Here is a 19,666-nt window from a genome sequence, read left to right on the forward strand (position 1 = left end):
GACGGTTCAAGGGGAAAGCCGTGCCTGAATAGTCATGATGACGCTGCGGGGCGTTCCGGACCGGCAGGACGTGTCATCTCGTATGGAAAGGTCAACGTTCCGTCCCTGTAAGCTCTCTAATTCCCTTATGCACGGGAAGGCTCCAAAAGAATATTTATCCCTGTGGAGCGTGATTGCATTGGGAATAGGTTCCATGGTAGGAGCGGGAATTTTCGCCCTCATGGGTCAGGCGACCCTGATGGCGGGCAAAAACGTGTACTGGTCCTTCCTGCTGGGAGGCGTCGCGGCCCTGCTTTCCGGTTATACCTACGCCAAGCTGGGTTCCCGTTATCCCGGTTCCGGAGGAATCATGGATTATTTCAACGAGGCTTTTTCCCATAAGACCCTCTCCGGCGCGCTGACGCTGATTTACCTGGGAACGCTGGTCATTACCGTGGCCCTGGTCGCCAAGTCCTTCGGGGCCTATGCGTCCCGCCTGTTTTTGCCGGACGAATTAACCAACATCTATTCCACCGCCCTTTTCGCCAGCGTGGCCATTCTGCTGCTGGGAGCATTGAACATGGGAGGAGCCAAGGCCGTAGGGAAGTCGGAGGTGGTGATGGTGGCGTTCAAGCTGCTTATTCTGACGGTTCTGATGCTTGCCAGCTTCGGTTCTTCCGTGCCAGTGGGCGCGGACCCCATTCCGGTGAAAGGACTGGACGGGCTGCTGGGGAGCGTGGGACTGACGTTTTTCGCGTTTGCCGGCTACGGCATGATGGCCAATACGGCGGGCAATCTGAAAAATCCTTCCAAAACATTGCCCAAGGCCATTTTCCTGGCTATCGGCATCGTGCTGGTTCTGTACCTGGTGCTTTCCTACGTAGTGCTGACCAACGTTCCCGCCACTTCCCTGGAAAGCCACACGGAAACCGCCGTGGCGCAGGCCGCCTATCCCGTGCTGGGCGTGTGGGGCTTCATGGCCGTATCCGTGGCGGCGCTCATTGCCACGGCGTCAGCCATTAACGCCACCATGTTCAGCATGCTGGACATTTCCCGGGCACTGGCGCGCAACGGCCAGCTGGGAGCCATCTTCAAGCAGCCTTTCTGGGGCAGCGGCACGGAAGGCTTTTTCTATCTTCTGCTGGGCATTCTGGTGATGACGAATGCCTTTAACCTGGTAGCCATCGCCAATCTGGCGGGGGCCTGTTTCCTGATCAGCTACCTGGCGGTGTTCGTTGCCCATTGGCGGCTCCGGAAAGAGACGCAGGGGAACGCGCTGCTGATCATCCTCGGGTTCCTGCTGATGCTGTTTATTCTGGGAGCCTTTTTCTACCAGATGTTCTTCAGCCAGCCTTATCTGATTCCGCTGATCCTCCTGTTTGTGGCCGCCTGTTTCATTCTGGAATTTTTCATTCGCAAAAAGCTGGCGAAGGGGGCTTCCAAGGCTTCCTAGGCTGTGGGGGTTAGGAAAGAAACGCTTTCCCTCCCGTTGCACTTTTAATGCAGGAAGGAAGTGAGGGGGCTGGTGGCGGCAGCCCGGACGGAAACGGCGGGAAGGCCGGCCAGATGGGCCATGCGCCCGGCGCGGCAGGCCAGCGCGAACGCTTCCGCCATGGAGGCGGGGTCTCCGGCGGCGGCGATGGCCGTATTGACGAGCACGGCGTCCGCCCCCATCTCCAGGGCTTCCGCCGCATGGCTGGGGGCTCCCAGCCCGGCGTCCACCACTACGGGCACGACGGCCTGTTCAATGATGATGTTGATCAGCTCCCTGGTCAGCACGCCCTTGTTGGTGCCTATGGGAGCGCCCAGAGGCATGACGGCTGCCGCTCCGGCTTCCTGGAGGCGTTTGGCCAGCACGGGGTCCGCATTGATGTAGGGAAGCACCGTGAAGCCTTCCCTGACCAGGATTTCCGCCGCTTTCAGCGTTTCAATGGGGTCCGGCATCAAATACTGGGCGTCCGGATGGATTTCCAGCTTGATCCAGTTGGGGAGTCCGGCTGCCGCCGCCAGTCGCGCCAGTCGCACGGCTTCTTCCGCCGTTGTCGCTCCGCTGGTGTTCGGGAGAATAAGGTATTTTTCAGGGTCGATGAAATCCAGAATATTGGCGGCGGGGTCATGGGAGCCCGTCAGGTCCGCCCGGCGCAGAGCCACCGTCACAATTTGGGAGCCGGAAGCTTCCAGAGCTTCTTTCATGCTCTCATTGGAAGAAAACTTTCCCGTTCCCACCATCAGGCGGGAGGTGAATTGGCGTCCGGCTATCTGCAAAGGTGAATCTGTCATTGCGGGTGAAGGGTACCTCCCCTTTCCTTTCCAGGCAAGGGGGAATGAAGAAAAAGGCAGGAGTTGCCGCGGCATGGACGAGCGCCTCCGACTGGGAATGAAAGGTTGATTCATCCATCTTCCAGATTTACCCGCCCTGCGGGCTTCAAGATGAGCTTTCCATCCAGCCGGACTTGTCCGGTTTCCCGGCCTTCATACAACCTTTCCGATAAAAAATATTCTGAAAACTTTCCTTCAAGTCCAGGAAAAACCGGTTTTTGAATGGACGGAGGGAGAACCCCCCTCCTCCCCTCTATTATTCTCCGCTGAAGGAAATGCCCCGGAGCGCTCTGGGCTTGCCCAGGATTTCCTGATAAAGAATGGCCGTTTTCAAGGATTGGGAACGGCGCAGGGAGTTTTTCAGGGAAAGAGGTTCGGACGCGGCGACCGTGGGAAGCGGTTCAGACCGGCTTTCCTTCATTTCCCTTTCCTGCAAACGATGCAGGGCGGCCTGTTCCGCGTCAGACAGGGAACGCATGGACTGCCGGGCTTCTTCCGTGGCCTTTACGTAGCGTTCCAGCACGTTCTGGGCGGTTTGCTGGGCGGTTTCCGCCGTCCACTCCGGCTTGGGTTCCGGTTCAGGACGGCGCTTGCGGGCCACGGCGGGAGTGGGAAGCTCCACGGGTGGGGCGGAGGGGCGCGGAGCGCGCGCCGGAGCCTGTGGCCGTGCCGGCTGTGGCTGCCGCGGCTGCGGATTGGTCCGGCGCATTTCCGCAATGACTTCCTTCACGCGTTTTTCATGATGGTCTTCCGTGTCCAGGACGGGCGTTTCCTCATCTTTTTCTTTTGGTTTCAAAAACTCAATTACTTTCTTGATGAGAAAGATCGCCCCCACGATCAGCCAGAACCAGAGCTTCAGGCTGTCGTCATCGCCGCCGGAGGCGAGCATGTATGCCAGTGAATCCATAAAGGAGGAAGGGCCACCGGAGAGAAAATCCGGTCTCTCCGGTGGCCTGAGAATTTATTTAATGGAAGAGGGGGAAGCATCCGGCTTGGCAATGGAATCCCTCATCTTGGTATCGGCCACTACGTTCTGGTAGCGGGCGTAATCCAGCACTCCCAGGTTGCCGTTGCGGAAGGCTTCCGCCATGGCCATGGGAATCTGGGCTTCCGCTTCCACCACCTTGGCGCGCATTTCCTGCGTTTTGGCGGCCATTTCCTGTTCCGTGGCTACGGCGGCGGCGCGGCGGACTTCCGCCTTGGCCTGGGCAATCTGCTTGTCCGCTTCCGCCTGTTCGGCCTGGAGGCGCGCGCCCACGTTGCCGGCCACGTCCACGTCTGCAATGTCAATGGAAAGCACTTCAAACGCCGTGGCGGCGTCCACGCCCTTGTCGCTCACAGTGCGGGAGATTACCTCCGGCTTTTCCAGAACATCCTTGTAGGAGGGCGCGGAGCCTACGGCGGAGACGATGCCTTCCCCGACGCGGGCGACCACCGTTTCTTCCGTGGCGCCGCCTACGAAAAGGTCCAGGTTGGTGCGCACCGTCACGCGGGCACGCACTGCCACGGCAATGCCGTCACGGGCCACCGCCGTCAGGCGCGTCTGGCCGGAGCTGGGGTTCGGGCAGTCGATGACGCGGGGGTTGATGGAGGTTCGCACGGCTTCCAGCACGGTCTTGGACGTGCCTTTCACGGCCAGGTCAATGGCGCAGGCACGGTCATAGCTCAGCGGGATGCCGGCTTTTTCCGCAGCAATCAGGGCGAGGACGCAGTCCACGATGTCGCCGCCGGCCAGGAAGTGGGCTTCCAGTTCATCCGTGCTGATGTCCAGTCCGGCCTTGGCCGCCGTGATGCGGGTGTCCACTACCAGGGGGTAGGGCACTTTGCGGAGCCACATTCCCAGCATGTTGCTCATGGAGACAGGGGCTTTCGCGAGGCGCGCGCGCAGCCATGTCTTGAAGAATTTGGCGATGATGGCGAAGAAGATGACCAGGAAGATGACGAGGACGATCACCAGGATGGTCCCCCAGGCGGTGGCGTTGGAGATGTTTGCTAACAGCAAATTGTTCATGTATCCTTCCATACCATATTAACCGAAGCAGGGTAAAGATATAATTGTGTTACCTATGGTTTAAAGGTATTGACCTTTCGGCGGATTCGTGGCAATGCACTTGGCCGTGCGCACCATTGATTTTGATTATCCGCTGCCGGAAGAGTTGATAGCGGACCGCCCCCTCCCGGACCGCGCCGCCTCCCGGATGATGGTCATCCACCGGGATACCGGCCTGATTGAGCACAGGCATTTTTGCGACCTGCCGGAATATGTGCGGGAAGGGGACCATTTCATCCTGAATGATACCAGGGTGGTTCCCGCAAGGTATTTTTCCAATGACGGCGCCATTGAAGTGGTGCGTGCAGAGGTGCTCAACCCCCTGCTGTGGAAGTGCATGGTGCGCCCCGGGCGCAAGATGAAGCTGGGGCGTACGGTCTCCATCGGTAATGCGGTGGGCACCGTGGAAGGCATTGACGGGGAAGGCTACCGCCTCATCCGGTTTGACCGGGAGGTGGATGAGGAAAAGTACGGCCGCCTGGCGCTTCCCCATTACATGAACCGGGAGAGCGACCCGTCCGACAAGGAGCGCTACCAGACTGTTTACGCCAGGCATGAAGGGGCGATTGCCGCTCCCACGGCCGGGCTGCATTTTACGCCGGAGCTGCTGGCGGCCGTTCCCCATGATTTTCTGACGCTGCACGTGGGCGTGGGAACGTTCCGTCCCGTGAAGGCGGACAGGATTGAAGACCACCAGATGCACACGGAACATTTTTTCCTGCCTGAAGCCACCGCGAGGGCGATTAATGAGGCCGGGAGGGTGATCGCCGTGGGCACCACCAGCGTTCGCGTGCTGGAGCATGTGGCTACCGCGGAAGGACTGCCGTTAAGGGAGTGCTCCGGGTCAACGAACATTTTTATTTATCCACCCTACAAGTACAAGGTGGTGGATGCCCTGATCACGAATTTCCACCTGCCCCAGAGCACGCTGCTCATGCTTGTCAGCGCCTTTGCCGGCAAGGAGCTGGTCATGAAAGCCTACCTGGAAGCCATCCGGGAACGGTACAGGTTTTTTTCCTACGGGGATTGCATGCTGATTCTGTAGGGTTCCGGCGGCCTTTCCTTCCCTCTGGCGGAAGAAGCGCAGGCTGCCTTCAACGCTTGCCGCACGGAAGTTGTTCCGGGCTGCGAGGGGATGAAGACGGAGCGCCGTCCGGGGAAGCGTCCGGATGCTGCTCTTTTTTAAGCTCCAGCAGGGTTTTTCCGTGGTCCCTGATTTGCTGGAGGGCAGTCAGGAAGTGCAGCGTTTCCCCCAGCAGTATGTTCATGACGTTGGCATAGTGGCAGTCCGTGTTTTTCAGGCACAGCCGGGGAAAATAGGAGGCTTCCAGCTCCGGCGCATTCCATTTGTCCCGAATGATGCGGCTTCTGCGGGATGCCGGAGGCCAGCAGGGATGCTGCCGGTCCCTCAAATAAAGGAGGTAGCAGTCTTTTAACATGTCGAGCTGGGAGGCAACACCGGCACGTGCAGGAGGAGTGATGGACGGCTGGACATCCTTTACTCCTTCAAGCGTCATGTTGATGGTTGTTTCCGCAAGGACGGTCCAGTAAAGAATAGGTTCCGCCACGGAACGGCTCCGCCTGCGGAACCGCAGGTAGAAATGATGGCTGAGTTCCAGGGCCGACAAGGCTTTTACGTAATGCACCAAAACCACCCGGCCATATTGCCGGAAAATGAAGTGTTCCAGCTTTTGCCGGAGGGGAGCGTCTTCCATTCCCGTTTCCTTCCTGAGAAGGGTCCACTGTTCCTCGAATGTTGAATTTTCAGCCATGAATTTGGGAAGAGGTTATTTTTAATAAATATAAATTATGTTACCATGAAATTCAAATAAAATAACAATCATTATCAATGTTTATCAAAATAATCCGGGGAAAAAGAGAGGAATTCCTGCGGATGGGGCGGTAACACGGTAACCGCCTGGCGCAAAGGCGTACGAGAAACACCTGCGTCCGGAAAAACAGCCTGGGAGGTGGTAAGCCCGTGCACGACGGCTTGAGATGTGGATGCCGCGGATAATGAAAACGCCATGCCCGGACATGCAGGCATGGCGCTTGTCAAATCAGGCCTGAGCCGGATCAGAAGTTGTAACGGTAGCCGAGGGCTCCGCCGATGGAGGTGTCTCCGGAGCGGAGATCCGCATTGCCGTCCACGTAAACGGCGCCGTAATCGGAGCAGGGAATGCTGAGGCCTGCGCCCAGCTGGACGCCGGTGCGGCCGAGCTTGGCTCCCCTGATGGTCTGGACAAGGCCCGGATTGGCCAGGTAGGCCACGTTGGCCTGTGCCTTGTCCTCCCCGAAGTCCTGAGAAACCAGAACGCGGAATTCTCCCGTGATATCACGCCCGGTCAGGTTGGAACCCAGAACGCCTTTCAGGCGCAGACCGGCGGCCACGCTTCCGGTGGTAATATCCATGTCATCCACGCGGAGTCCCGCTCCGCCTGCGCCGGCTTCATTGAAGCCATCCACGGAGGAGTGCATGACGCTGACATTGGCGACCGGCTGAAGGATGGCCGTCCGGCGTTTATTGAGAGCCAGGTCATAAGTGAGCTCATACATGGCTCCGAAACTCATGCCGGTGGTGCTGAAGCTGGCCTGGTAGCTTCCCAGCTCATGGCGTACGCTGCGGGTAATATCCGCATCTGACCAGCCTCCGGAGAGAATGAGGGAGTGGCCCCATTTCCTGTGGCGGTAGTGGCCGAAGAGGCTCACGTAGTAGGTGTCCAGGTCGCCGGAGGCGGAATCAGCCCCGTCAGAGGAGTAATCCCCATAGTTGGCGGAGAAGGCCGCGCCCAAAGTGAAATTCTCCGAGCAGTTGACGTCCAGCCCGGCGGTGCCTCCCCAGGAGTTAAGGGTGAAACCGTTGCCTTCATTGGAACCGTCCAGGGAATCCCTGCCCCCGTTGGCTTCAATCCAGCCGTTCACCTGGGGAAGGTCTCCCTGAATGTAGTCGGGATTGAGGCCCATGGTTTCCGCGCGGTTGCGGATGAAGGTCATTTCCCTCCGCAGGCCGGACCTTTGCGCGGCCAGGATGCCGGGAATGGCCGTTCCGGCGGAGGCGCTCAGAAGGCGGTTGGCCCTCGCGTAATCTCCGTCGTTCCAGGCGTTGGAAACGGCGCGGTTCAGGGAGCTCAGCTCCGTTCCGTCCTTGATCTCCCCGCAGTTCCAGAGCAGGACGGCCCCGGCGGCGGAATTGGAGGTATCAGCCGTGGCGAGCAGGGCGTTGTCCGCCTTGCGGGTTCCTGTCAGCACGATTTGGCCGTCCCGGTTTTCCGCATGCAGCTCGGAATAATAGGTGCCCAGCGCGCCGTAAGCGTTGATATTGAGGTAGCTGCCCACCATGTTCCCTTCAAAGAGAACCAGTTCCAGCATCCTTTCCGGCGCGGCGACGTTGGATTCAATATTGAGGGTGGTCCCGTTGCGGTCTCCCTGAATGGTCAGCGTGGCTCCGTCTTCCGTGGAAATGAAGGGAGTATTGGTCTGTGCCAGCAGGGGATTAATCACGAGCGTGATGGTGGAACCGTTCATGAACTGGCTTGTTCCGTTAAGGAGAAGCGTGGTATTATGGGCGGCTCCGGCGGAGGCCATGGCGAGCGTAAGCGTCCCGGTGGCATCAACCGTCAGGGAATGGAGCAGAATGGGATTGGCTGAATCACGGATCAGGGCCACTTCCCCTTCCGTAATGTTGAGGTTCAGGGTGTCTGACCCCGCGCCGGTGTAGGTCCATGCCGCTTTCCCCGCCTTGTTGATTGTGCCGTTCCCCTGGAAGGAGCCGGAAAAAACGGAGGATTTTTCCGCATGGAGGGCGAGTTCCCCGTTGTTGAAGATCACGGAGCCTTTCCCCAGCAGGCCGCCCACCATGGAATTGCGTGTGGAGCCCAGGTCCAGCGCGGCGGCAGCGGATTCCGGACCCACGGCGACCGCCGCTCCGTCAAACCTGGCATTTCCGGACAGGGTGAAGGTTCCTTCCTGGACGGCCAGCAGGCCGGAACCGGCAATAGTGATGTCCGTGTCCAGCTTGTTGCCGTTGCGGATGGCCAGCATGGAATCCGCGTTCAGCCGCAGGATGCCGGTGCCGGTGATGGAGGCGTTTTCCGTCAGGACATTGGCCGTTCCGCTCATCTCCAGGGTGGCGTCATTCAGTGTTAGAGCGCCTTCCTGCCCGGAGAAACGGGTGGTGGAGGACGCATGGAAGATGGAAATGCCGCCTCCGTTCAGCATCATGGCTCCGTAGGCGGAGGATTCGGAAGCGAGGATGATGGCTCCGCTGGTGGAATCCAGATGGAACCCCGCGTTTCCGGCGCTTCCCAGCGTCAGGGCGCCGGCGCCTTTCTTGCTGAGCGTGCCCGTGCCTTGGAGAGTTCCGTTCCACGTGAGGGGATTGGCCGTATCCAGGGTGATTTGGCCGCCCTGGGCGGCCAGAACACCGTCTCCCGTAATGGAATGAATGACAATGTTCCGGGTGGCTCCCGCGTTCAGGGTGGAAGCGGCGGAATCCAGGGCCAGCGTAGCTATTTCCATCCGGGCCTGGTTGGTGAAGGCCAGCGTTCCCTGGGTGATGTGCAGGGTACCGTTCCGGGTACCGTCAATGTAGATGGCGTCTCCAATGGTGTTGCTGCCGTCAAAGGCAAGCGACTTTCCTTCCGCCAGGGCGACGGTGCCGGAGCCTACCAGTTTGAGGCCGCTGGAAATGGTATTGTCCGTTCCGGTCAGAGTAAGGGTGGAATGGAGAAGATTGATGGAGCCCCGGGTGCCGGTCAGCTTTCCGACCTTGGCTGTGGCTTCCTCCCTGGCAAGCTGGGACACGCCGAAGGTTCCTCCGTTCATCTTCAGCTCCCCGATGGTGTTGGAAGCGCCGGAAAGCACCAGTCCCCCCTGCTGTACGTCCAGAGCTCCGCTGGTGGAGAAGCCGCCGCCCAGCACCAGGTTTTTAGCCCCCGTCTTGATGAAATTGGCGTCATTGCCGATGACCTCTCCGGCGCAGATGGAGTCCATGGCGGTGTTGGAGAGATTGACGGTCAGCGCTTTCCCCGCAGTGATGGTGACGTTGTATTCCGCCTTGTCTCCTCTGAGGGAGGGCAGGACGATAGTAGAGCCTTCACCCGGATCAATAGTCATGTTCCGGTTGACGAGAACGGAAGTGAAGAAATTCAGGTCAATCTGGTCCGTGATGGAAGCGCCGTCCACGGACGCATAATAGGTGGGGTCATCCTTGAGCACCCAGCCCATCTCCGCAAGGAGGGCTTTTTCCTGGTCGCTGGGGTTTCTCCTCTGGATGCCCTCCCCGATGGAATATTGCATCAGGGCGTTCGGGTCGCTTGCAGCGTCCACGTGGGACATGCTGGAACCGGGAGCGAAAACAAAGGGATTGTAAACAGTGAGGCCTCCGGAACCAATCGTGTAGGAAACGCCGGTCTGGTAATTGAAGCCCGCATCTCCCGGATGGTTGCCCTGGGCATCCGTGATCAGGGAATCCCAGATCGTGTAGTATTCTCCGTATGTTCCTGTATCATTCAGCGAGTTGAAGCCGACGTTATGCCCGATTTCATGCAGAAGGACGCTGATGAAGTCTGTGGCGTTCTGGGGCGTGGTATTGCCTGTGCTGAAACCGTAGACGGGATTGAATTGGAGCCTGAAATCCATTTCCCCTTCCTCCAGCACGACGTCTTCCCCTTCTTTCCAGATGACTTCCGTGGAAGTGGCCGCATTGTAGTTTTCCCCGTCGTATTCGACGTAATTGGAGAAAGAACCTGCCAGGACGCCTTCTTCAAGGGCCCCCCAGGAAATGGTCGCTTCAATCTTCCGGGAAGCGGTGTTGCGGAAGGTATCGTCCCATATATTGAGGGTGGTGGTGACGGCGGCTATCTGGTCGTCACTCCAGTCACGGGTCCCCATCCAGTCCGCCGGACCGTCCCCGTTGCCGAGGAGCGTGATGTGGAAGTTCTTGGTAGTGATTTCATGGGTGGCTGCCCAGCCCATGGGGGCCAGGGTAGAGAGGCCCGTCAGACAGGATAGGATAGATAGGGTGAGTTTCATCAACACGCTTTATAGGAATCCCGTATGCGTAAAGTCAATTAGAAACGATTGAAAATACAATAAAAACGGAGTTTTTAATAAAAATAAAAATATGATAGAATCCTGCCAGGCTCCGTTTTTCCTGCCGCAGATTTCCCCCGGCAAGAAAAATGCGACTGCATTCCAGTGCGGCGCAATGCGTTCTTGTGAGGGGAAATCAAACGCGATAGCGTAGGAACGACCTGGTGGTCAAAGATACCCTCTTAGACTTGTCACGCGCGTATGGATCACGATTTCAGCCTCATCTTCACTTTTGTCGGCGGATTGACCGCCGCCCTCCTTTTCGGCCTTATTGCCAGAAAACTGCATTTGTCTCCACTGGTCGGGTACCTGCTGGCCGGGGTAGTGGTAGGGCCGTATTCGCCGGGATTTGTGGCGGATTCCCACACGGTGGAGCAGTTCGCGGAGCTGGGCGTTATTCTGCTGATGTTCGGGGTGGGGCTCCATTTTCATTTGAAGGATTTGATTGCCGTGCAGAGGGTCGCGGTGCCGGGAGCCGTGGTGCAGATATCCGTGGCTACGGTGCTGGGGGTACTGGTGGGCTGGATGTTCGGATGGTCCACGATTTCCGGGCTGGTGTTCGGCATGGCGATCTCCGTGGCGAGCACCGTAGTGCTTACACGAGTCCTGGAAGACAACCAGAACCTCCATACGCCGAGCGGCCATGTGGCCCTGGGGTGGCTGGTGGTGGAAGACCTGTTCACCATTCTGCTGCTGGTGCTCATCCCCGCCGTGATGGAGGCGCGCCAGAGCGGTGCCGGGGACTGGAGCGGCATTCTCTACGAACTGGGCTGGATGTTCGTCAAGCTGTCCCTGCTGGTGGCCCTGACGCTGTTTGCCGGAAAAAAAATCATTCCGCTGGTGTTGCGCTACGTGGCGCGGACGGGAGCGCGGGACCTGTTTACGCTGGCGGTGCTGGTCATTGCTCTGGGCGTAGCGGTGTGCTCCGCGAAATTCTTCGGCGCTTCCATGGTGCTGGGAGCGTTCCTGGCGGGGATGGTTGTGGGGCAGTCGGACTTTTGCGCTCGCGCGGCGGCGGAGGCCATGCTGATGCGGGATGCCTTTGCCGTGCTCTTCTTTGTTTCCGTGGGGATGATGTTTGACCCGATGTCCGTGGGGGATTGCTGGCCGCTGGCCCTGGCGACGCTGGGGGTGGTAATGATCGGCAAGCCGCTGGCGGCCTATGCGGTGGTGCGGTGCCTGCGGCGTCCGCTGCCGCTGGCGCTGAGCGTATCCGTAGCCCTGGCGCAGGTGGGTGAATTCTCCTTCATCCTAGCCGGGATGGGGCTCATGTACAACATTCTGCCGCCGGACGCCAACCAGGCCATCATTCTGGCGGCCGTCGTCTCCATTTCCCTGAATCCCATCCTGTACCGCCAGATTGGCCCTGTGGTCAAGTGGCTGCAAAAGCGCGGCATCGGCCTTACGGATCTGGGCGGAGTGAACAGCCTGGCGCTCCCGTCGCCGGACGCGCGGCGCGTGGTGCTGGTGGGGTTTGGCCCTACGGGGCGCATTCTTAAAAGAATATTGAATGACAACGGGGTGGAAGTCATCATCGTGGAGATGAACATAGACACGGTCACCGCCATACGTGAACAGGGCGGAGACATCGTTTACGGGGATGCCAGCCAGCGTGAAATCCTGCGCCATGCGGGCATTGAATATGCGGAAAGCCTGATTCTCTCCGCCTCCATTCCGGATGCCAAGGAAATCGTGGGGGTGGCTCTGGAGCTCAACCCCCACATTGACGTGATGATCCACACCAAGTACATGAGGGACGTGGACGTGCTTAAGGAAGCCGGCGCCTCCCAGGTCTTCTCCTCGGAATCGGAAGTGGCTCTGTCCATGGCGGAATACTTTCTGCGGGAAGGCGGCGCGGACGACGAACAGATCGTTTCCGAACGCCAGCGCATCCGTGCGGAACTGGACAGGGAAGTGCCCGGAGCTTCCGCCGCGGGGCACTGATGACCGGGGGCGCTACTTCTTGCGGGCGGAGATAATCAGCATCATGGGGCGGCGCAGCTCTTCCTGCATGCCGGGGACGGAATCCAGAAGTTCACGGGACGGCTTCGGTTCCTCCATGGCGGTAACCTCAAATCCGCCGGCGGCCAGAGCGCCGAGATAGGAAGTAAGCGTCCTGTGATACTTGGTCACTTCCTCCCCCAGGAAAACGGCCTGCCGCGGGCCTTCCATGAAATAGCCGTCCACGGGCCAGTGCATGATCTGGCCGGATTCATCGTAATGCCAGTCCTGCGTTCCCTGGGCGGTGAAAACGGGATGCTCCACGGAGAAAATAAAGGCGCCTTCCGGCTTGAGCCAGCGGGAGACATTCCGGCAGACTGCCTGGAAATCCGGCGTGTAATGGAAGGCCAGGGAGCTGAGGACAATGTCGAAGGAAGCCTCGGGAAGCAGGATATCCTCCATGGGCATGCAGCGGTACTCGATAATGCCTTCGTTTCCCATGGACCTGGCTTTGGCGATCATCTTTGCGGAAATGTCCACGCCCAGCACGGAGGCCGCCCCGTGCTCTGCCGCATACCGGCAGTGCCAGCCGAATCCGCATCCCAGGTCCAGAACGTGCTTGTCATGGAAATCCGGCAGCAGCCGTTCCAGTGTTTTCCATTCTCCGGCCCCTTCCAGCCCCTTTACGGAACGGTCCATTTGACTGTATTTCTGAAAAAAGGCGTTATCGTCGTACTTGTTTTGTTTCATGATGGGGAGGAAATGAACGTTGCGTGGAAATAAAATGCTGTTTTATTTGGCCGGTTTCAGAATGACGGTAACGCGGCCCAGGTGGTGCAGGGCATTTTCTATCTGGTCTTCCAGTTGGGAGGCGATCTGGTGGCATTCCCGGATGGTCAGGGATGCATCCGCGGAGCATACGCAAGTCAGGGTGGGAAAATTGTCCTCCCGTGCCAGGTCCAGCTTGAGAACCTTGCAGATATTCCTGTGCTGCTGGAGGATAAGGTTCACCTTCAGGCGGACTTCCTCCGGCGGAACGTGCTCCGGAATGGCGTTCGCCTTCATATCGCGGCAGTCCGGCTCAATGCGGCAGATCACCTTCTCCGGCTTGAGCGCATGCTGGACGGAATCCCGGAACGCCTTCACCACATGGTAGCCGCGCTCCAGAGGCCAGTCCGCGGGAATCTCCACATCCATGAAATAACAGGGAGCATGTTTGCCGCTGCCTGCATAAAATCCGTGGATGCGGACATGGTGGCGCAGGGCCAGCCGGTGGACGACCGTGTCCGGCTCCATGTTGGAAAAATTCTCACGGGCCGGTTCGATATGGACGATCACGTCCGCTTCCGGCAGCTCGTACTTGACAATGCCTTCGATGGACTCCGCCACATCATGGGCGTCGTCCACGTGCAACTCCGCGGGCGCTTCCACGTCCAGCTCCACAAAAATGCGGGCGCCGCCGTCACGCAGACGGATGCGCTTGACCGGGTAATCCGGGGCGTTCTTCTTCATGGCGGTTAGAACCTGCTGCGTCAGGGCGGAAGACCCCCCGTCCATCAGGGCGTGAATGGAACGTTTGGCAAGGCCGAAGGCCACGGAACAAACCAGGGCCGCCACAAACAGGGCTGCGATGGCGTCCGCCTTCTCCAGCAAGCCGTGCCAGACGGAATCTGCGGGAACCAGGTGCGCCAGCCATACGCAGAAAAGGCCCAGCAGCACGACGGCGGAAGACCAGATATCCGTGGTAAAATGAAGGGCGTCCGCTTCCAGCGCCTGGCTCTTGTGCTTCTTGGCCACCCGGCGGAGCATGGCGGAGCGGTTCACGTCCACCAGCAGGGAAACGGCCACCACGGCGAAGGCCCACCAGGTGAGGGTGATCTCCGCCTCATTGTAAAACAGCCGGTCCACAGCCTCCCATACAATCCATGCGCAGGTAATCAGGAGCAGGGCAGTTTCCGCAAGCGCGGAAAGATTCTCCACCTTCTCATGCCCGTAGGGGTGGCTCTCGTCGGCAGGACGGGCGGCCACCTTCACGGCGTAAAAAGTCATGGCCGCAGCCATCAGGTCCAGGCCGCTGTGCAGGGCCTCGGAAATGATGCCCAAGCTGCCCGTCACGATACCGGCCCAGAGCTTGATGCCCGTCAAAAAGGCGGACCACAGGACGGAGGAAAAGGCCGCATGTGATTTTTCTTGGTGCGCTGCTTGTTCCATAAGACAGAGAAAAGGAAGAGGAGCATATCTAAGCCCGCCTCCCTTTCTTAGTCAATGATAACACAGACGGCGTTGAACTTCGGTCCCGTTCCATGACGGAATAGAGGTTTTCCCGGGAAAATGCGGGACAGAATATCGCGGATACTTTTAATTTTTATTATTAACTTGAATATTTTTTGAATGGATTTCTAATCAAGCCGGAACATGCCGGGCGTGTGGCGGAAATCCTTTTTTCCCGTGTAAAAATGATTACGGAGGTTCTTTCAACAAGTGGAAATGCCATCCTGTCCTCCCTCTGATGGACTGTGTCAGGAAAAGGCGGAGAAGGGGCCGGCAAAAGTGGTTATGCTCCACGTCCGGATGGTCGTGACATTTTCCGAAAATGGTTCTAAAAGATCAAATAAAGAGGGTTCGGTTTATTGAAATAATTGATATATCCTTCACATCATATTAGGATACATCATTCAGGGTAATGATATGGATCATGTTATGAGGTGTTCTTTATACATTTTTTTAATAGCAGTTTCAGGCGGGATAACTTTTTCGGAAGGGGCGAGGCGAATGATTGACCCGGTTGGGCATCCTGTGATGGATTTATGGGAGCCCCTCAACCCTGGCTATTCCGACCGGAAGTATCCTCCCGTCAATGGAAGATGGATTGAACAAAAGTTGATCGAATTCAATGATCATCAATATCTGCAATGGAAACTGATTCTTAATTGTGAAGAATGGATCGACGCGCGCCGCGGAACAAACCGGAAGCAGGGAGAGGCTTTGAATTTCCTGTCCGGATTCTACCCCAAAAAGGATTATGATGAAACGAACGACCGGGAATGGACGGACATTCAGGAATATGCGTTGTGCATTTACACCTATTTCACCGCGGATGGGAAAATCTGTGACCTTGACGATCAGGGCTATCACATGCGTGTGGTGGAAGAGAATAGGGGACGCAGGTGCGTCACTTTTTATGGTGTACGGGGAGAAGATGCCCTTTGTGCAAATGGTTACCACCGGGGAGAGGTTATTTGCCAGGAAGGGGCAGGGATTCTCAATGGTCCTTTCATTTTCAGGGAATCCTTTTTTGGAAAAGGAGATGATTCAAGAAGTGTCGTAAGCCAGGAGCCTGTGGATGTGGAACGTCCGGCCATTTTTCCGAAGGGACGAATGATCCGTTACCATCAGTACAAGGCAACGCCTGCCGTGGAGGCGGGCGTTGCCTGCCTGGAAGTTCATCAAGGATGGGAAGCGGAATTGACGGCTTCCACAAGAAAAACCTTTTATTTAAAAGAAAGATTTGGTGATTGGAACGATATCGATCAATTGCGGTTACTTCTTCCTGAAGATTTGCTTCAAGCAAAGTATTATCTGGACCCTTATGATGTAGCTGAAGCGGAATATACGGACAAGTTTGGCCGGTTGACTCGTGGCCTCCAGGGGTGGGCCCGGCGTTGTGCAGACCATTATGAACCTGGGAGTGATTTGGGAGGAGGCCGCGCCGTGAAGGAAATCCGCTATTACGACGAAAACGGAGAGTTAAGTTCCGATCATTTAATGAAGTGTGCTATTATCCGTTTTTCCTATCCGGAACATGGATTCCAGCAAATCAGCTATTTTGATGAGCATGGCAGGGAATTGAAGCATTTTCAAAAAGCAAGGGAAGGGCCTTTGGAAAAGGAAGAGCCATATAGTTATTATTCCATGTTAAACGAAGATGTTACCTGCTATGAGCCCGACAACCGGGATGAAGGGGAAATAATAGAGCGTGAGGCGGACTAGCGGAGAGAGGATAAAGCGGCCGTCCATCTTTTCCTGGAGATGCTCGCGCTTTCATCAAATTAAATAAGACGGGCAGTCTTTCCGTAGAATGATTACTCCAGACTGTGGGAGGAATTGTTTATCCGGTTCCCTGGGGTTTGCTTCCATGCTTCCGTGACCTAAAAAAGTATTGCCAATGCTGGGGAATACGTTATTTTGCGTGTGTTGAGAGTGACTGCCAAGCGGTAGCCGGAGCCCCTTAAGGGTGTGCGGCGTGTTCCCCGGCAGAGTATCCGGTCCCTGTAACCTATTTACGGATGGCCGCACCCTGATTCCCTTCCTGCGTGGTATTTGCGAAAGACAATGTGTTCGCCCGGGTTGAAGAACAGTTCCACTTGTTAGTTTGTCTCTTTTCACATACACTTACTATTATTCCCAATTCTATGTCAGGACATAATAAATGGTCTAAGATCAAGTACGTTAAGGCTAAGGAAGATGCCAAGAAGGGCAAGGTGTTTGCCCGCTTTGCCCATGAAATCATGCTGGCCGCCAAGAGCGGCGGCGGAGATCCTGATCTGAACCCTCGCCTGAGGGCCGCCATTGACGGGGCCAAGGCCGTGTCCACCCCCAAGGAGAATATTGAACGCGCCATCAAGAAAGGCACCGGGGAACTGGGCGGCGCCACCATCCAGGAGATTACTTATGAAGGCTACGGCCCGGCGGGTACGGCTTTCCTGATTGAAGTGGCGACGGACAACACGAACCGTTCCGCTTCCGAGCTGCGCACTCTGTTTACCAAGAACGGGGGCAGCATCGGCACTCCCGGTTCCGTGGCCTACCAGTTTGAACGCAAGGGAGAAGCCCGCATCATGGCGGAAGGCCTTACGGAGGATTCCGCGATGGACCTGGCGCTGGAATGCGGCGCGGACGATGTGGAGCAGGGTGATTCCGACAATGAATGGGTGTTTGTTACGGACCCGACGGAATTGAACAATGTGTGCGCCGCCCTGCGCGAGGCCGGGCATACGGTGATTTCCATGAAGCTGATTTCCGTGGCGCAGAACGTTTCCGTGATTAACGATCTGGAGACGGCGAAGGCCGCCCTGCGCTTGTATGAAGCGTTGGACGATTACGATGACGCGCTGAACGTCTTCTCCAATTTCGACGTGGCGGAAGAAATCCTCGAACAGCTTGACTAACGCCGTTGTCTTTCAGGAGACGCCTGTTGTTGCAGTCCAATTTTCTTTTCCATGTCTGATACCCCCCCAGATTTGACTCCGGAACAGGTTTCTCCGGAGCCATCGCCCAAAAAACGTATTGTCCGCAGAGCCAAGTCTGCGGCGGAAGCTCCGGCAGAGTCCCACGCCGCTGCGGAAGTTTCCGGGACGGAACAGGGTTCTTCCCCGGCCCCCCGCAAGCGGACGGCAAGGAAGAAGGTTCCGGAATTGGCGGGTGAAGGGATGGAGAGCACGGATGCGCCGCAGAAGAAGAGCGCCCGCAAAAGCAGCGCTGAAATTCCGGCGGCGGAAGGGACGGAGGAAGCTCCTGCCAAGCCCCGGCGCGGACGTCCCCGCAAGAAGCCCGTGGAGGAAGTTCCGGAAACTGCCGGTTCCCCTGATGTTCTCGTAACGGAAGCTCCCGTCAAGCCGGTGCGCAGGCGTTCCGCCAAGACCATTGCGCCTGAAGACGATGCCGCAGAGGGCGCCAAAACGGACGCTGCCGTTTCCATGGCGCCTGCCGAACCGGCCGCCAGTCCTGCGGATTCTGCTCCGGAACAGTCCGAAGGAGGCAGGCCGAAGGTGATCCGCCAGAGGTTTGTGAGAAAACCGCGGGTACAGGAGACGGGGCCGGATGCGGATTCTGCCGCTCCGTCCATCAAGGTGGTACAGGAAGGCGCGACGGATTTCTCCGGAGATGCCGCGCGGGAATCCCATCGGACGAATGAACCGCAAAGGCAGCGTTTTGAGAGACAGAACCGCCGCAATAACAACGACCGTTTCAATAAGAACCGGAATAACCGGCAGGACGGCCGCAATGGCAGGAACGGCAATGACCGGGTTAAAAACCGCTGGAACAATAATCACCAGGAGGGGAATGCTCCCCAGAATAATGCTCCCCGTGAGCTGGCGCCCCCGGAACCGGTGGACGGCCTGCTGGAAATCACGAATAAGGGATTCGGCTTTTTAAGGAAGCCGGATAATGATTTTGACGCTTTTGCGGAAGCCGTGTACGTTCCGCAGGACATGATCCGCAAGTTCGGCCTGCGCCCCGCCGTTTGGGTGCATGGACAAGCCTGCCGCCATGACCGCGGCATTCTTCTGACGGAGATATCCGCCGTCAACGGAGATGCGCCGGAGAAGGCCCGCAAGAGCCCGCATTTTGAAGAGCTCAAGGCGGTCAATCCGAATAAGCGCATTTCCTTTGAAACCCGTCCGGAGCGCTATACCACGCGCACGCTGGACCTGATTGCGCCGATCGGGCGCGGCCAGCGCGGCCTGATCGTTTCTCCGCCCCGCGCGGGGAAGACGACGCTGCTGCAGCACATGGCGGAAGCCATTCTGGAGAATTACAAGGATTCCATCCACCTGATGGTGCTGCTGGTGGACGAACGCCCGGAAGAAGTGACGGAGTTCAAGCGTTCCCTTCCCGGAGCCGAGGTATACGCTTCTTCCAATGACGGCAGGGTGCGTGACCACTGCCGCATGGCGGAGCTTTGCATTGAGCGCGCCAAGCGGCTTGTGGAAGCCGGCCAGCATGTCTTCCTGCTGATGGATTCCATCACGCGCCTTGCCCGTGCCTATAATAACGCGGACAAGGGGAGCGGCCGCACCATGTCCGGCGGCATTGATGCCCGTGCGCTGGAAATGCCCCGCCGTCTTTTTGCCGCCGCCCGCAATACGCGCCAGGCCGGTTCCCTGACCATCATCGCCACTGCACTCGTGGAAACCAACAGCCGTATGGATGACCTGATTTTCCAGGAGTTCAAGGGTACGGGCAACATGGAGCTTGTCCTGAACCGCCGCATTGCGGAGCAGTATATCTTCCCGGCCGTGGATATCCTGAAATCGGGAACGCGCCGGGAAGAACTCATCATGCCGGAAACGTGGCTGTACAAAATGAACCTGATCCGCCGCGCGCTGGCGGGGCACAAGCCTGTAGAGGCCATGGAACGCTTCCTGTTTTTCCTGAACAAGTACCCAAGCAACGCCCAGATGCTGCTGGACCTGAAGCAGAAGGCATAAGCTGCCGGAATGATGGGGCGAAGAGCTCCACGCAGGATGCCTGCCAGGGAATATTTTCCTTTGACTATACAAG

General features: G+C 57.7%; 13 protein-coding genes. 6 read left to right on the plus strand and 7 right to left on the minus strand.

Going from position 1 to position 19,666, the window contains the following annotated elements:
• Positions 1-127: 127 nt before the first annotated feature.
• Positions 128-1,432 carry an APC family permease gene (locus QSJ36_RS03590; RefSeq protein ID WP_257228327.1) on the plus strand — a complete coding sequence of 435 codons (1,305 nt, stop codon included), beginning with the start codon at positions 128-130 and terminating at the stop codon, positions 1,430-1,432.
• Between the two features lie 44 nt (positions 1,433-1,476).
• On the opposite strand, the gene QSJ36_RS03595 is transcribed toward QSJ36_RS03590, so the two are convergent.
• The 3 genes from QSJ36_RS03595 to floA form a co-directional block, all read right to left on the minus strand.
• Entirely contained in the window at positions 1,477-2,259 is a 783-nt protein-coding gene (locus QSJ36_RS03595) for a thiazole synthase (protein WP_022396358.1), read from the minus strand.
• A gap of 295 nt (positions 2,260-2,554) precedes the next feature.
• Positions 2,555-3,205: a hypothetical protein gene (locus tag QSJ36_RS03600; RefSeq protein WP_285466997.1), complete on the minus strand. Its 651-nt coding sequence runs from the start codon at positions 3,203-3,205 to the stop codon at positions 2,555-2,557.
• A gap of 54 nt (positions 3,206-3,259) precedes the next feature.
• Positions 3,260-4,309, minus strand: a complete 1,050-nt coding sequence (gene floA / locus QSJ36_RS03605) for a flotillin-like protein FloA (RefSeq protein WP_102721569.1) — start codon at positions 4,307-4,309, stop codon at positions 3,260-3,262.
• 106 nt (positions 4,310-4,415) lie between these two features.
• Between floA and queA the strand changes: the two genes are divergently transcribed.
• Positions 4,416-5,393, plus strand: coding sequence for a tRNA preQ1(34) S-adenosylmethionine ribosyltransferase-isomerase QueA (queA, locus tag QSJ36_RS03610; protein ID WP_345783926.1), 978 nt, complete (start codon positions 4,416-4,418; stop codon positions 5,391-5,393).
• A 49-nt stretch (positions 5,394-5,442) separates the two neighbouring features.
• Here the strand turns inward: queA and QSJ36_RS03615 are convergent, their stop codons facing one another.
• Entirely contained in the window at positions 5,443-6,120 is a 678-nt protein-coding gene (locus QSJ36_RS03615) for a hypothetical protein (protein WP_102729837.1), read from the minus strand.
• Between the two features lie 304 nt (positions 6,121-6,424).
• Positions 6,425-10,381 carry an autotransporter domain-containing protein gene (locus QSJ36_RS03620; RefSeq protein ID WP_285467001.1) on the minus strand — a complete coding sequence of 1,319 codons (3,957 nt, stop codon included), beginning with the start codon at positions 10,379-10,381 and terminating at the stop codon, positions 6,425-6,427.
• A 261-nt stretch (positions 10,382-10,642) separates the two neighbouring features.
• Between QSJ36_RS03620 and QSJ36_RS03625 the strand changes: the two genes are divergently transcribed.
• On the plus strand, positions 10,643-12,385 hold the full coding sequence (locus QSJ36_RS03625; protein ID WP_022396351.1) for a cation:proton antiporter: 1,743 nt from the start codon (positions 10,643-10,645) through the stop codon (positions 12,383-12,385).
• Between the two features lie 12 nt (positions 12,386-12,397).
• Here QSJ36_RS03625 and QSJ36_RS03630 read toward each other — a convergent pair whose 3' ends face one another.
• Together QSJ36_RS03630 and QSJ36_RS03635 are read right to left on the minus strand one after the other, a co-directional pair.
• Complete coding sequence (locus QSJ36_RS03630) at positions 12,398-13,132, minus strand: class I SAM-dependent methyltransferase (protein WP_285467003.1); 735 nt, start codon at positions 13,130-13,132, stop codon at positions 12,398-12,400.
• A gap of 42 nt (positions 13,133-13,174) precedes the next feature.
• A complete protein-coding gene (locus tag QSJ36_RS03635; RefSeq protein WP_022396349.1) occupies positions 13,175-14,593 on the minus strand; it encodes a cation diffusion facilitator family transporter in 1,419 nt (472 codons plus the stop codon).
• Between the two features lie 561 nt (positions 14,594-15,154).
• Here QSJ36_RS03635 and QSJ36_RS03640 point away from each other — a divergent pair.
• The 3 genes from QSJ36_RS03640 (at position 15,155) to rho (ending at position 19,593) form a co-directional block, all read left to right on the plus strand.
• Positions 15,155-16,372 carry a hypothetical protein gene (locus QSJ36_RS03640; RefSeq protein ID WP_285467004.1) on the plus strand — a complete coding sequence of 406 codons (1,218 nt, stop codon included), beginning with the start codon at positions 15,155-15,157 and terminating at the stop codon, positions 16,370-16,372.
• Positions 16,373-16,794: 422 nt separating this feature from the next.
• The gene (locus QSJ36_RS03645) at positions 16,795-17,550 is read left to right on the plus strand and encodes a YebC/PmpR family DNA-binding transcriptional regulator (protein WP_022396347.1); all 756 of its coding nucleotides are present in this window, start codon (positions 16,795-16,797) and stop codon (positions 17,548-17,550) included.
• 51 nt (positions 17,551-17,601) lie between these two features.
• Positions 17,602-19,593, plus strand: coding sequence for a transcription termination factor Rho (rho, locus tag QSJ36_RS03650; RefSeq protein WP_285467006.1), 1,992 nt, complete (start codon positions 17,602-17,604; stop codon positions 19,591-19,593).
• The last annotated feature ends 73 nt before the right edge of the window (positions 19,594-19,666 follow it).

It is taken from the genome of Akkermansia sp. NBRC 115031, from assembly GCF_030268505.1.
Classification (GTDB): Bacteria; Verrucomicrobiota; Verrucomicrobiia; order Verrucomicrobiales; family Akkermansiaceae; genus Akkermansia; species Akkermansia massiliensis.